Source organism: Halomonas sp. 3F2F (assembly GCF_014897805.1).
In the GTDB taxonomy this organism is placed as follows: Bacteria; Pseudomonadota; Gammaproteobacteria; order Pseudomonadales; family Halomonadaceae; genus Vreelandella.
The window spans coordinates 37,817-51,217 of sequence record NZ_JABUZE010000148.1; the positions used below are offsets into that span (position 1 = coordinate 37,817).

14 protein-coding genes are annotated in these 13,401 nt (G+C 53.4%); 12 read left to right on the forward strand and 2 right to left on the reverse strand.

Annotated features, from left to right (window positions below):
- Position 1 precedes the first annotated feature (1 nt).
- Positions 2–829, forward strand: a complete 828-nt coding sequence (locus INT21_RS15890; RefSeq protein ID WP_038477351.1) for a mechanosensitive ion channel family protein — start codon at positions 2–4, stop codon at positions 827–829.
- A 73-nt stretch (positions 830–902) separates the two neighbouring features.
- Here the strand turns inward: INT21_RS15890 and INT21_RS15895 are convergent, their stop codons facing one another.
- Positions 903–1,634 (reverse strand): YebC/PmpR family DNA-binding transcriptional regulator, encoded by a 732-nt coding sequence (locus INT21_RS15895; protein WP_038477348.1) that lies wholly within the window; start codon positions 1,632–1,634, stop codon positions 903–905.
- A gap of 188 nt (positions 1,635–1,822) precedes the next feature.
- Here INT21_RS15895 and INT21_RS15900 point away from each other — a divergent pair, with 188 nt between their 5' ends.
- Both INT21_RS15900 and INT21_RS15905 read left to right on the forward strand, forming a co-directional pair.
- A complete protein-coding gene (locus INT21_RS15900; protein WP_051626348.1) occupies positions 1,823–2,440 on the forward strand; it encodes a LysE family translocator in 618 nt (205 codons plus the stop codon).
- Between the two features lie 77 nt (positions 2,441–2,517).
- The gene (locus tag INT21_RS15905) at positions 2,518–3,003 is read left to right on the forward strand and encodes a glutathione peroxidase (protein ID WP_193059395.1); all 486 of its coding nucleotides are present in this window, start codon (positions 2,518–2,520) and stop codon (positions 3,001–3,003) included.
- Positions 3,004–3,019: 16 nt separating this feature from the next.
- Here the strand turns inward: INT21_RS15905 and INT21_RS15910 are convergent, their stop codons facing one another.
- Positions 3,020–3,403, reverse strand: coding sequence for a DUF7079 family protein (locus tag INT21_RS15910; RefSeq protein WP_089039527.1), 384 nt, complete (start codon positions 3,401–3,403; stop codon positions 3,020–3,022).
- 158 nt (positions 3,404–3,561) lie between these two features.
- Between INT21_RS15910 and fabV the strand changes: the two genes are divergently transcribed.
- The 9 genes from fabV to INT21_RS15955 form a co-directional block, all read left to right on the forward strand.
- Positions 3,562–4,767, forward strand: coding sequence for an enoyl-ACP reductase FabV (fabV, locus tag INT21_RS15915; protein WP_089039526.1), 1,206 nt, complete (start codon positions 3,562–3,564; stop codon positions 4,765–4,767).
- Between the two features lie 69 nt (positions 4,768–4,836).
- A complete protein-coding gene (locus INT21_RS15920) occupies positions 4,837–5,052 on the forward strand; it encodes a hypothetical protein (protein ID WP_089039525.1) in 216 nt (71 codons plus the stop codon).
- Positions 5,053–5,230: 178 nt separating this feature from the next.
- Positions 5,231–6,205: a GlxA family transcriptional regulator gene (locus INT21_RS15925; protein WP_174412707.1), complete on the forward strand. Its 975-nt coding sequence runs from the start codon at positions 5,231–5,233 to the stop codon at positions 6,203–6,205.
- 100 nt (positions 6,206–6,305) lie between these two features.
- Positions 6,306–7,520, forward strand: coding sequence for an aspartate aminotransferase family protein (locus INT21_RS15930; RefSeq protein WP_089039524.1), 1,215 nt, complete (start codon positions 6,306–6,308; stop codon positions 7,518–7,520).
- A gap of 35 nt (positions 7,521–7,555) precedes the next feature.
- Positions 7,556–8,620 carry an arginine N-succinyltransferase gene (locus tag INT21_RS15935; RefSeq protein ID WP_193068667.1) on the forward strand — a complete coding sequence of 355 codons (1,065 nt, stop codon included), beginning with the start codon at positions 7,556–7,558 and terminating at the stop codon, positions 8,618–8,620.
- Positions 8,620–9,651, forward strand: a complete 1,032-nt coding sequence (gene astA / locus INT21_RS15940) for an arginine N-succinyltransferase (protein WP_193085460.1) — start codon at positions 8,620–8,622, stop codon at positions 9,649–9,651. Before INT21_RS15935 ends, astA begins: the two co-directional genes overlap by 1 nt.
- Positions 9,652–9,810: 159 nt before the next feature.
- Positions 9,811–11,286 (forward strand): succinylglutamate-semialdehyde dehydrogenase, encoded by a 1,476-nt coding sequence (gene astD, locus INT21_RS15945; RefSeq protein ID WP_193059389.1) that lies wholly within the window; start codon positions 9,811–9,813, stop codon positions 11,284–11,286.
- Positions 11,283–12,665: an N-succinylarginine dihydrolase gene (gene astB, locus INT21_RS15950; RefSeq protein WP_193059388.1), complete on the forward strand. Its 1,383-nt coding sequence runs from the start codon at positions 11,283–11,285 to the stop codon at positions 12,663–12,665. The genes astD and astB overlap by 4 nt, the downstream gene beginning before the upstream one ends.
- 220 nt (positions 12,666–12,885) lie before the next feature.
- The coding region (locus INT21_RS15955; protein WP_193085463.1) for a DUF523 domain-containing protein at positions 12,886–13,401 on the forward strand (516 nt) is incomplete at its 3' end.

The following is a 13,401-nucleotide window of genomic DNA, read 5'->3' on the forward strand; positions in this document are numbered from 1 at the left end:
TATGGACGATCAAGAGCAGTACGCCAAGCTGTTTAATGATATTGATAGTCAAGCGCTGATTACCTTAGGAGTCATTCTAGCGAGTACGGTGCTATTGATTATTGTCAGCCAGCGAGGGTTGAACTGGTTAGCCAATCGCTTGCACGGCCAAGTGCGGTTTAGAGTATTTGCGCTGGTGCCACTCACCCGGTTATTGATTTTAATTACCGCGCTGGCTGTGGCTGTTCCTATCGTTATTGAGCCTTCATTGCGCAATATGGTAACGCTGCTGGGGGCCATTGGCCTAGCGATTGGCTTTGCCCTAAAAGATTACGTAAGTAGCTTGATTGCCGGAGTAGTATCTGCCGTTGAATTGCCCTATCGGCCAGGGGATTGGGTCAACATTGAAGGAACTTACGGCGAAGTAAAGCACGTTGGCATGCGCACAGTAGAAATAGTAACGCCCGACGATGATTTGGTGGCGGTGCCTCATCTTAAACTTTGGGATTCTGCTATTTATAACGCTAACAATGGCGACGTTAGTCTTCAGTGCGTGGCAAGTTTTTATCTTCACCCGGAGCACGAAGCTGGCTGGGTGCGTAAAGCGTTACGAGACGTCGCGTTAACCAGTGCTTACCTTAAGTTTGATAAGCCGATTATTGTCGTAGCGGAGGAGAAACCTTGGGGCACGCATTACCGTATTCGCGCTTATCCGGTGGATCCACGGCAGCAATTTTTGTTTATCACCGATTTGACAGTGCGCGGTAAACAAGTGCTAAGCGCAGCGGGCGTTACGCCGGCATTGTTACCGCCTGATGCAGCCTTGGACTCACAGGGTGCCGCTAGTTAATGACGGTGACCTGCGGCCGCCAGCGACATAAGTGCTGACGACCACAAGGGGGATGTGTCAACCGAGTGACGGTTTAAGCCGTTGCTTCCGGTAGTTCGGCACTGTGGAAAACATTCTGAACATCGTCCAGCTCTTCGAGCATGCCCAGCAGTTTCTCAAACATCACCACGTCATCGCCGTCGATGGGCGTGGGGGTTTGTGGTAAGAATTGGATTTCGTCTACTTCGAAATCAATCTCACCGAAAGCATCCAACAGCGCTTGTTTGGCTTTAGCGTAATCGGTATGCGGCGCAAACACCGTGATACGCTCCTCTTCCTGCTCAATGTCGGTAACGTCGACATCGGCTTCCATGAGGGCTTCAAGCACAGCTTCTTCATCACTGCCCGCAAACGAAAAAATCGCGCAGTGATCAAACATGTGACTAACGCTACCGGGAGTGCCAATTTTGCTTTTCGTTTTGGTAAAGCAGCCGCGCACATCACCAAAGGTGCGGTTGGGGTTGTCGGTCAAACAGTCGACGATCACCATCACGTTACCGGGACCAAAGCCTTCATAGCGCGCTGGTGAAAAGTCTTCGCCGCCTGCGCCGCTCGCTTTATCCAAGGCTTTATCGATAACGTGAGACGGCACCTGATCTTTCTTAGCACGCTCCATTAAACCGCGTAGCGCAAGGTTACCGTTTGGATCTGTGCCGCCTGCTTTAGCGCAGACGTAAATTTCACGTCCATACTTGCTGTAAACCTTGGTTTTCGCAGCGGCCGTTTTGGCCATGGATTCCTTACGGTTTTGAAACGCCCTACCCATATTGAAGTCCTTTATTAGCCATGAACCGCCTGCATAGCAGGCGTCATCGTTTTCAAAAAGGGGAAAATTTTACCCAACAGCGTACCATGCTAACAGCGTTATTTAAGGGGATGGATTTATTCGCTAAACGCTTGTGCGACTGTCGTATACTCAGCCAACCTACATTGTTGTCTTTCAAGGAGAGAAAAATGCCGTTGTCACTCTGGCTATCGCTGGCCGCTATCTGCGCCATGGGGGCGATGTCACCAGGACCTAGCCTGGCACTGGTACTGCGCCATACGTTAGGAGGTGGTCGCTTACCCGGCATGACGGCTGCGATTTTTCATGCGCTGGGCGTCGGGTTCTATGCGTTGCTCACCGTATGGGGCTTAGGTGCGCTTATTGTGCGCCATCCAGATTTATTTCAACTAGTGACATGGTGTGGGGCGGCCTATTTAGCCTGGCTTGGGATAAAAGCACTACGGGCGGGCAGAGGTGGAGCGCTATCCCCCGATGCCGCAGTGACAACGCCGCGACAAGCTGCCAAGGAAGGGGTGCTGGTGGCGCTGGGTAACCCCAAGTTGATCATTTTTTTTGTGGCGCTATTAAGTCAGTTCGTGACGCCTGAAATGAGTGTCCTTGCCAAGGCAATTATCGTCGCAACTGCGATTATTATTGATGGGGGCTGGTACGTTTTAGTAGCAGTAGGGCTTTCACACTCTCGCGTATTGCCTTGGCTCCAGCGCCATGCCCACTGGATCAATCGAATCACTGGGGTGCTGCTTATTGCACTGGCGCTGCGCGTTGTCGCAGGGCCGATTAGTTAATAAGCCGCACTGGTGTAACTGCCAATGCCGTGGCATGGTAAAGCCTATGCTGGTGGAGTCATTTAGGGGGCCTTGCGATGATGATTTATGAGCAGGATTGTTATACCCATCAAGGCAAGCCATTTAACTTGCGGGCGCTGCGCGGGCAGGTGTTGTTGGTCGTTAATGTGGCCAGTAAGTGTGGCTTTACCCCGCAGTTAAAAGAGCTGGAAAGTTTGTACCAGCGCTACCGAGACCGTGGCTTTACGGTGCTTGGCTTCCCCTGTAACCAGTTTGGTAAGCAGTCGCCGGAGAGTGCAGAAGCTTTCTGTATCTTCGGCGAACAGCAGTTTGGCGTCAGCTTTCCACTCATGGAAAAAGTGTCAGTGAATGGTCCAAACGCCCATCCGCTGTTTGTGGTGCTTAAACAAGAAGCTCCGGGCGTGTTAGGCACCAAAGCGATCAAGTGGAATTTTACCAAGTTCTTGGTGGGACGCGATGGCAGGGTGATCGCGCGATTTGCTCCCAACGATCATGGTCTGTCACTGCGGCTTGCGCTGGAAGCCGCCCTTGATAAAGAGTAAAGCGCAAGCTAAACGGTTAGAGCTCGCCACGGGTAACCATTAGTCGCTGCATTAACTCTACCCAGCGATGACGAACCATCATCGTGGTTAATCCAGAAAACAGCGCCCAACTTTTGCGCCGCCAGCCTTTCAGGCGCAGGTTGTGGCTTACCAACTGTTTCATCAGCGTATAGTCATCGAATTTTCGCCATTCACTGGCAATAGACAGCTGGTGCCTCGCCATCACTGGGGCAAGCTCCAAGCGGAACATCCACTCTAGCTCTTTCAGCGACATGTCATGCTGTTCGATCATCTCAATCATATGGGCGTAGTCACGCTCGCTTGGCTCACGGTCCAGCCATAGCGGTGCAAGAGCAAGCCATAGGTCGCCGCGTTCATCGACTAGCTGCTGTGCGTTCATCAGGGTCTCGTCGGCAAGGAGTTGTCTGGTCGCTATCCTGCCGTGAATGGCGAAGAAGCTCAAGAGCGGACAGGGCGCGTCTAGACCGCTAGAATACCCCCACACGGTAATGGCACTGCCATGCTGATAGCGACATCAATCTGATAAAGGGGTCCAATGTGATCATTAAACCAAAAGTGCGTGGTTTTATCTGCACCACCACTCACCCTAAAGGCTGCGAGCAAAACGTTCTGGAACAGATCGAAGCGACCCGTGCGCGTGGTTTAGATAAAAGCCAAGGCCCTAAAAAGGTGTTGGTGATTGGTGCTTCTAGCGGCTACGGCTTGGCAGCGCGTATTACGGCTGCCTTTGGTTATGGCGCTGATACCCTAGGTGTTTTCTTTGAAAAGCCTAGTAGTGAGAAAAAAACCGGTACGGCTGGCTGGTACAACAGTGCTGCATTTGACAAGTTTGCCAAGCAAGAGGGCCTGTACAGTAAATCAATCAATGGTGATGCGTTCTCTAACGAAGCGCGTGAAAAAGCCATCGAGTTGATCAAACAAGACATGGGTGAAGTTGACCTGGTGGTGTACTCCCTAGCTTCACCAGTGCGCAAGTTGCCAGATACTGGGGAAGTAAAGCGCTCGAGCCTGAAGCCGATTGGTGAAACCTATCGCGCTACCGCGATTGATACGAATAAAGACGCCATCATCGAGGCAGAAGTCGAGCCTGCCACTCAGCAAGAGATCGACGATACCATCACAGTAATGGGCGGTGAGGACTGGGAGCTATGGATGAGCGCCCTGGACGACGCGGGTGTGCTGGCGAAAGGCGCGCGTAGCGTGGCGTTTAGCTATATCGGTACTGAAATTACCTGGCCGATTTACTGGCACGGTGCGTTGGGTAAAGCGAAAGAAGACCTTGATCGCGCCGCGACTGCGATTGATGCCAAGCTGAAAGAGACAGGCGGCGGTGCCAATGTTGCCGTACTTAAGTCGGTCGTTACCCAGGCGAGTGCCGCGATTCCAGTCATGCCGCTGTATATCGCCATGGTCTACCGCATCATGAAAGAGCAGGGCCTGCATGAAGGCACTATCGATCAATTAAACCGTTTGTTTGGAGAGCGTCTTTATTCTGGCCAGCCTGACGATATGGTCACTGACGACCAAGGCCGCCTACGTCTTGACGACTGGGAGCTGCGTGACGACGTACAACAAGCCTGCCAAGACCTATGGCCGACTGTCACGACAGAGAACCTGTTCGAAATTACCGACTATGCTGGATATAAGCACGAATTTTTGAAGCTGTTTGGCTTCGAGCGTGATGACGTAGATTACGACGCAGATGTGAACCCAGATGTTCACTTTGATGTCGTTACACTATAGCGCTAAGCGTGACGAGGAGGGTTAATCGCCGCGCTGTTGATCATCTAACCGGAAAGCGAGAGGTGTTGTATGGATACCAAGGAAAGCAAAACCCGGGAAGAAGAGATAGAGCACGTAATGAATGAACGTCTGCCTGAGGACTTTGAAACATCTCAGCCGCAACGGCAGCCAGAAGCGAAAAAGTCCCCTAACGGGCTACATAAGGTGCTTCCTTTAGTCATTATCGTGATGGGCATTATCGTTGCGGGCATTGTCATCCTGGGGCTTGGCAATAGCGGCGGTTAACCAAGACACATACTCCTTCTGTTGCCGGGCCTAGTGCCCGGCAATTTTGTATTTATGCCTCCTATTTTAGTTTTAAGAGCCATAGCGCTGCCTTCACTTGCGCAATTGGGTAAGATGGCTTTTTCTCTAGCTATTTATCTAAGTTGGCGGCGATTTCTATGCAGCAAAGCAACTTGTTATGTCCTCAAGTACGTTGATGTCATCCGCCAGTGAACGTCGGCGGGTGGCCTTTGTGTTGCTGCCTGGTTTTTCGCTGTTGGCCCATGCGAGCGCTATCGAGCCGCTGCAGATGGCCAATCAGCTAAGCGGGCAGATGCTTTACCACACCGTTACGTTAAGCTTAACCGATGAGCCTGTGCGCAGTGGCGCACAACTTTCCTTACTCGCTCAACATGTCTTAGGCGCGCCGCTTGGTCCGCTTGATATGCTGTTGGTATGTGCCCCTACACCACTACCCTATGCACTGCCCGCCAAGCTAAATGAGTGGCTGCGCAGTCATCAGGGCAGAGGTGTGGCTATTGGTGGCCTTGCGGGAGGCACGGAAGTGCTTGCCCGCTGCGGGCTATTAGAAGGCTACCGCGCCACATTGCCCTGGCAGCGCTTTGACGCGTTTGCACAGGCTTATCCTCAGGTCACGCTTTCTCAGCAACTGTTTGAGATTGATCGCGATCGGATAACCTGTGCCGGTGGCACAGCGGCAATGGATATGATGCTAACGCTGATTGGCAAGCATCACGGCCAGCGCCTTGCCGAGCAGGTTTCAGAGCAGTTCGTTTGTGATCGCATTCGCTTAGCCGATGAACGCCAGCATGTACCACTGCGTAATCGCCTTGGCCATGCGCCACAAAGCCTGGTAGATGCCGTCACGTTGATGGAAGCTAATATTGAAGAGCCGCTTTCTACGCTAGAGCTGGCCGAGCATTTGGGTATTTCTCGACGCCAGTTAGAGCGACTGTTCAAAAAGTATCTGCAGGCAGTACCTAGCCGCTATTACCTGGATTTGCGCCTACAAGATGCGCGTAAACAATTAAGAGAGAGCGATCGCCCGGTAGGTGATATCGCGCTGATGACCGGATTCTCTTCTGGTGCGCACTTTTCTACCGCCTATCGTAATCACTTTGGCATTACACCGCGGGAAGAACGGCTTGGATAAGCGCGGCTTTTCATAATTTACCGTCCCAATACTGAAAGCACGGCGTCTATTGCCCCCCGTATACTGAATCTATCCTTTACTCCACCGGAGGTATCGTCCCATGAGCTACACCCCAAGCCGTCAGGATTTCGATAACTACATGGCGCCAAACTACTCGCCACAACAGATTATTCCAGTGCGTGGCGAAGGCAGCCGCTTGTGGGATCAGCAGGGGCGTGAATATATCGACTTTGCTGGTGGTATTGCAGTGAACTCGCTTGGCCACTGTCACCCGGTGCTAGTGAATGCGCTTAAAGAGCAGGGCGAAAAGCTTTGGCACTTGTCTAACGTATTCACCAACGAGCCAGCACTGGCGCTTGCCAAAACACTCACTGAGCGTACTTTTGCCGATAAAGTGTTCTTGTGCTCATCCGGTGGCGAAGCTAACGAAGCGGCGCTGAAGCTAGCTCGCCGTTGGGCGGTAGATCACCATGGCGAGCAGAAAGATAAAATTATCTCGTTTTATCAGTCTTTCCATGGACGCACTTTCTTCACCGTGAGTGTGGGTGGTCAACCCAAGTATTCGCAAGGCTTTGGCCCGGTGCCAGGTGGCATTCTGCATGCCAACTTCAATGACCTGGAAAGCGTACGCAAGCTAGTGGGCGACGATACCTGTGCCATTATGGTTGAGCCGATGCAGGGCGAAGGCGGCATTGTTCCCGCGACCCAAGAGTTCCTTCAGGGCCTGCGTGATCTGTGTGACGAACACAACGCGCTGCTGATTTTTGACGAAGTACAAACGGGCGTTGGCCGCAGCGGTGAACTTTACGCCTACAAAAACTTCGGTATCACTCCGGATATTCTCACCAGTGCCAAGTCATTGGGCGGCGGCTTCCCGATTGGTGCCACTTTAACCACGGATGCGATTGCGAAGTCTCTGGCGATTGGTACCCATGGTTCTACCTACGGTGGCAATGCGTTGGCATCTGCGGTTGCTCTAGCGGCTGTGGAATTCATTGATACTCCTGAAGTACTTAACGGCGTTAAGCACCGTCACGACCTGTTCCGCGAGCATTTAGAAACCATTAACCGCAAATATGGCGTATTTAAAGAAATTCGCGGCATGGGAATGCTGATGGGCGCACAAATGTCAGATGCCTTTGAAGGCCGCGCTAAAGACATTCTGCCGCTGGCTATCGAAGAGGGTGTGATGGCACTGGTTGCGGGTCCCAACGTGCTACGTATGGCGCCATCTTTAGTCATTCCGGAAGCGGATATTGCTGAGGGTATGGCGCGTTTAGAGCGTGCTATTGAGCGGCTAGTTGCCAGCGCATGAGTAGGCAAGAAGCCACACAAGAGGGGGCGTTAAGGATGCTGGTAATTCGACCGGTAACAATGGCTGATCTTCCAGCCCTGGAGCAGTTGGCAGAGCACGCGGTGCCGCGGCTCACCAATCTGCCCGCCAACCGTGATCGGCTTGAGGAGCGCATTGTGCGCTCCCAGGAAGCCTTTAATAGCGACATAGAGTTCCCTGGTAACGAGCACTACATGTTCGTGCTGGCAGATGATGACCGCGAGGAAGTACTCGGTACGGCGACTATTCGCGCCCAGGCAGGCGCAGCTGAAGCCTACTACACCTATCGTCAGGAAACGCTGATTCATGCTTCTCAACAGCTGAATGTGCGCCGGGAAGTGCAAACCTTGGCGCTTTCTCATGAAGCCTCTGATGCCACGCTGCTCTGTGCGCTATCGCTTAACCCACGCTACAAAGGCACCAGTGCAGAAAGTCTGTTACGCCGTGCGCGACTAATGTTCATTGCTCAATACCCCGAGCGTTTTTCACGCATTCTGGCGGTCGCCTTTCCGGGCTATCTGGATGGCAACAACGAATCGCCTTTTTGGGAAAGCGTCGGTCGCCACTTTTTTGCGCGCAGCTTCCAAGAAATGAATCACATTGCTGGCGTTCGCTCGAAAAGCTTTATTGCTGAAGTGATGCCGCAATTTCCGCTTTATCTACCGCTGCTAACGCCTCAGGCACGCGCTGCCATTGGCCGAGAGCATCCTGCCCATGAAGATGCACTAGCAGAAATGCTGGCAGAAGGCTTTGTGCGCTCCCGCCATGTCGATATTTTCGACGCAGGGCCGATTGTAAAAGCCGAGCGTGAGCGATTGGAAACTTTCCGTCGTGCCGCTTGGCATCCTGTCAGGGTACGCCCTGAACACGCGCTGCCCGATGCAGAGCCTGCGATGATTGCCAATCAAACCTTAGGTGATTTCCGCTGTATTGTGGCGCGTTATGCGCTTTCGCCTACTGGGCAATTAATGCTTTCACCACAGCACGCTAAACAGTTGGGTGTTGAAGAGGGGCGCGCGGTGCTGGCCGCGCCATTAAGCCTGCCAAGCGCGGTAGATGCGCTTGATGAAGGAGAGATGTAATGCGCATTCGACCCATTGCCCGCGACGATTTGGATGGGCTCCAGGCGCTTGCGCAACAGGCAGGCGTTGGCTTTACCTCACTGCCGGATAACCGTGAGTTTTTGGCTGGCAAAATTGAAGCCGCTGCCCGTGCCTTTGAAGAGCGCACGCCAGCCGATGATCGACTCTATTTTTTTGTACTGGAAGATGAGCAAAGTGGAGAGTTGGCCGGTTGCTGCGCTATTGAAGGTCAAGTAGGTCGTGAAGTGCCATTTTACCACTACCGCCTGGGGACACTGGCCCATTCATCGGTACAACTGGACTTGCACCGTACAATCGACACGCTATTTTTAAGTTCCGATCACACTGGCGATGCGGAAGTATGTTCGCTGTTCTTACGCCCTGAATACCGCGGCGAAGCGAATAAACACCTACGTAATGGCGCGCTGCTTTCCAAAGCTCGCTGGCTGTTTATGGCTCAGTTCCGTGACCGTTTTCCGCAAAAAGTGCTGGCGGAAATGCGCGGCGTGTTTGATGAAAATAACACCAGCCCCTTTTGGGAAAGCCTGGGTAAACACTTTTTCCCCATGGACTTTAATGAGGCCGATCGGTTAACCGGGCTAGGCCAAAAAAGCTTTATCGGTGAGCTGATGCCTAAGTTCCCGATCTACACCACCTTTATGTCGGAAGAGGCACTTGCCTGTATTGGCCAAGTGCACCGCCATACTCGACCAGCCCTTGAAATGCTCAAGAAAGAGGGACTGCGCTGGGAAGGCTATATCGATATTTTCGATGGTGGCCCCACGGTGGAAGCCTATATTGACGACGTGCGAGCGATTCGTAATTCGCAGCTCTGCCAAGTGGAAGTTTCTCAAAATGCTCCCGACGAAAGCGTCAGCCGCTGGCTGGCAGCCTCTACTGAGATGCTTAACTTCACCGCCAGTTGGATAGGCCGAGGACCCAGCGAGGAAAACACCATCGTGCTTAACCCGCAAGAAGCGGACCGCCTGGGTGTGACGACGGGTGACCACGTACGCTTATTGGAAACCTAGTTTTTCAAGAACCGCTTTTCAAGACCCGTTTTTCAAGAATAGGTCTTCAAAAACAGCGCTTAAGAACAGCTTTTGACGATAGTTTTTCACACTAGCTTTTAAGAATAAATATACATAACAAGCTCGCACAACAAGCACGCATACGGGAAGGAGATAAACATGCACGCCCAACAGCAGCAACTGATTAACGGCGCCTGGGTAACGGGCGATGCCGACACCTTCACAAAGCACGACCCGGTTTCAGGAACACTGCTTTGGCAAGGTGCTTCGGCCTCAAACGCACAGGTTGGCGCCGCTATTGATGCCGCGCGTGTGGCTTTTCCTGAATGGGCGCGCACTACGTTTGCTGAGCGCCAAGCACTTGTTGAGCGTTTTGTTGAGGTACTTACCGCCCGTCGTGAAGAGTTAGCGGTAGCGATTGCCTCTGAGACCGGCAAGCCGCTTTGGGAAGCACGCACTGAAGCTGGCGCGATGGTCGGAAAGGTGGCGTTGTCTATCAAGGCTTATCATGAGCGCACTGGTGAGCGGGAAAAAGAAGTGGGTAGTGCGAAAGCTGTACTGCGCCATCGCCCCCACGGTGTCATGGTGGTCTTTGGCCCCTACAACTTCCCCGGCCACCTGCCCAATGGCCATATGGTACCCGCGTTGCTTGCCGGTAATACCGTGGTATTTAAGCCTAGCGACCAAACCCCGTTGACCGCCGATTTAACCCTGCAGTGCTGGGTGGAAGCAGGGCTGCCTGCAGGGGTGATTAACCTAGTGCAAGGTGGTGTCGCTGTAGGCCAAGCCTTGGCAGCGCACCCCGGCATTGACGGCCTGCTGTTTACGGGCAGCGCTAAAGTGGGTGGCATGTTGCAGCAGCAGTTCGCCGGGCAGTTGGATAAAATCCTGGCGCTGGAATTGGGCGGCAACAACCCGCTGGTGGTGAAGGATGTCGACGACGAGCGTGCTGCCGTACTGACTATTCTGCAGTCGGCGTTTTTATCCGGTGGTCAGCGCTGCACCTGCGCCCGCCGCTTGATGGTGCCGCAAGGGGACGTTGGCGATCGCCTGATCGACGCGCTTTCCGACGCTATCGCCAAGCTACACGTGGCAGGGCAATTTGAAGAAGCACCGGCGGCGCCGTTCTATGGCGGCTTGGTCAGCGTGGCAGCTGCCGATGGCTTGCTTAAGGCGCAAGACGAGCTGGAAGCCCTGGGCGGTACGGTAATTAACCGGATGCAGCGCCTTAAAGAGAACACCAGCCTGTTAAGCCCGGCACTGATTGATGTCACAGGGTTGGACGTGCCCGATGAAGAGCATTTCGGCCCACTGCTGAAAATCCATCGTTACAGCGATTGGGATGAAGCGTTAGCCCTTGCCAACGATACACGCTACGGCTTGTCTGCAGGACTTATCGGTGGTGATAAAGCCGACTGGGACGACTTCCTGCTACGCATTCGTGCGGGTATCGTGAACTGGAACCGCCAAACCACTGGGGCTTCTGGCGACGCTCCCTTTGGTGGCGTAGGTGACAGCGGTAACCACCGCCCCAGCGCTTACTATGCGGCGGACTACTGCGCTTACCCAGTGGCGTCTATGGAAGCCGATAGCCTGGAAATGCCGGAAACGCTGCCGCCAGGAGTCAACCTATGAACGGCGTGGTGAATAGCAACGTGGTTAATAACAGCGTCAAAGAAGTCAACTTTGACGGCTTGGTTGGGCCCACCCACAACTACTCAGGGCTGGCCCATGGCAACGTGGCGTCGATGAGTCATGGTGGTCTGGTGTCCAACCCTAAAGAGGGCGCACTGCAAGGGCTTCTGAAAATGAAGTCACTGATGGATGCTGGTTACGCTCAGGGCGTATTGCCCCCTCAACAACGCCCTGATGTGGGTGCATTGCGGGATTTAGGCTTCAGCGGTAGCAATAGCGACGTGCTGAACCGTGCCGCCAAAGAGGCACCCCAACTGCTGAGGGCGGTCTGCTCAGCCTCCAGTATGTGGACGGCCAACGCAGGCACCGTTACCCCAAGTGTTGATGCGCCTGACCGCCGAGTGCATTTTACACCGGCTAACCTGCAGTCCAGTTTTCATCGCTACCTCGAGCCGCAAACCACCGGCCGTGTGCTGCAGGCTATTTTCCATGATGAGCAGCACTTTGCTCATCACCCGGTACTGCCAGCAACGCCTGCTTTTTCTGATGAGGGCGCGGCCAATCACAGCCGGCTATGCGGTGAACACGGCGAGCCAGGCGTTCACTTATTTGTGTATGGTCGTCAAGCATTTGGTGACGTGCGTAGCGGCGAACGTGAGCCAAAACGCTTCCCCGCTCGGCAAACCCTGGAAGCCAGTCAAGCAGTGGCCCGCCAGCACGGGCTAACGGATGCACAAACGGTGTTTGCTCAGCAGCATCCGGATGCTATCGATGCGGGTGTCTTCCACAATGATGTCATTGCCGTGGGTAATGGCCCCGTATTGCTCTATCACGAAATGGCCTTTTTGGATGAAGCGCGCACCTTAGATGAGCTGCGTAGCAAAATGTCCACACCACTGATTCCCGTGCGGGTGTCGCTAGATGCGGTGAGCATGGAAGATGCAGTAGCGTCGTACCTGTTTAACTCCCAGCTCCTTTCCAACCCGGATGGCACCATGACGCTGGTCGTGCCCAGCGAATGCCAAGAGCGCGACGCGGTTTGGCGCACGATCCAGGACTTTATTCTGGCCGGCAATAATCCGATTAGTGATGTGGTTGTTAAAGATGTTAAACAGAGCATGCGCAACGGCGGAGGCCCTGCTTGCTTGCGCCTGCGGGTTGCCCTATCCGAAGCCGAACGAGCAGCGTTGACCGGCCGCGTATTAATGAATGATGCGCTGTACGCTGATCTGACTGCTTGGGTCAACCGTCACTACCGTGATCGCCTTGCGGCAGATGATCTAGCCGACCCTAAGCTCGCTACAGAAGTGCTCACGGCGTTAGATGAGCTGACGCAATTGCTAAAAGTGGGATCAGTTTACCCGTTTCAGTTGGGGTAAGAAGTACACCCAGCAAAAACGCCAAGGCACAGCCTTGGCGTTAATCGTATATGACTGCAACGGATTGGCTTCAAATATTTGGTAGTGCGTGGTAAACCTACAGCGCACCCGCAATGTTCGCGGCTCAGGGGGAGTGGTTAGGAGGGGAGTGGTAGTATTCGCTAAGTGCTCTAACGACTAACCACCAAAACTAGAGATCGGTATTTTGAAAAAAGTATTAATGAGTGCCTGCCTCTTAGGGAAAAAGGTTCGCTATGATGGTGGGGCCCTTCCCGTGGCTGACCAGATTATTGAGCAGTGGCATTCTGAAAGGCGAATCGTTTCTGTCTGCCCTGAGGTTGAGGCGGGGATGAGTATTCCCAGACAGCCTGCAGAGATTTTTGAAGGCAATGGTCAGAGCGTAATAAATGGCGACGCCGATGTGATTGAAAAAGAGGGAGCCAATGTCACTGCCGAGTTTTTGGCGGGGGCTTCCGTTGCTCTAGATTTATGTCTTAAATTTAATATAAGCGTCGCGGTACTCGCTGAATCTAGCCCATCATGCGGAAGTTCCGCTATCTATGATGGCAGTTTTTCCGGTAAAAAAGTGCCAGGCATGGGAGTAACCGCCGCACTGCTCCGCCAGCATGGTATACGGGTGTTTAATCAGTATGAAATAGCGGAGGCCAATCAAGCGCTTCTCGCTAAACATGATCCTGAATCCGTGAGACCGGCCCCCGGAAGCACTTCTAACCCA

Coding starts and splice junctions, on each gene's coding strand:
- INT21_RS15920 (WP_089039525.1), top strand. CDS start 4,837: ATGGATACCAAGGAAAGCAAAACCCGGGAAGAAGAGATAGAGCACGTA.
- INT21_RS15935 (WP_193068667.1), top strand. CDS start 7,556: ATGCTGGTAATTCGACCGGTAACAATGGCTGATCTTCCAGCCCTGGAG.
- INT21_RS15890 (WP_038477351.1), top strand. CDS start 2: ATGGACGATCAAGAGCAGTACGCCAAGCTGTTTAATGATATTGATAGT.
- astD (WP_193059389.1), top strand. CDS start 9,811: ATGCACGCCCAACAGCAGCAACTGATTAACGGCGCCTGGGTAACGGGC.
- INT21_RS15930 (WP_089039524.1), top strand. CDS start 6,306: ATGAGCTACACCCCAAGCCGTCAGGATTTCGATAACTACATGGCGCCA.
- astA (WP_193085460.1), top strand. CDS start 8,620: ATGCGCATTCGACCCATTGCCCGCGACGATTTGGATGGGCTCCAGGCG.
- INT21_RS15905 (WP_193059395.1), top strand. CDS start 2,518: ATGATGATTTATGAGCAGGATTGTTATACCCATCAAGGCAAGCCATTT.
- INT21_RS15910 (WP_089039527.1), bottom strand. CDS start 3,403: ATGAACGCACAGCAGCTAGTCGATGAACGCGGCGACCTATGGCTTGCT.
- INT21_RS15895 (WP_038477348.1), bottom strand. CDS start 1,634: ATGGGTAGGGCGTTTCAAAACCGTAAGGAATCCATGGCCAAAACGGCC.
- astB (WP_193059388.1), top strand. CDS start 11,283: ATGAACGGCGTGGTGAATAGCAACGTGGTTAATAACAGCGTCAAAGAA.
- INT21_RS15925 (WP_174412707.1), top strand. CDS start 5,231: ATGTCCTCAAGTACGTTGATGTCATCCGCCAGTGAACGTCGGCGGGTG.
- INT21_RS15900 (WP_051626348.1), top strand. CDS start 1,823: ATGCCGTTGTCACTCTGGCTATCGCTGGCCGCTATCTGCGCCATGGGG.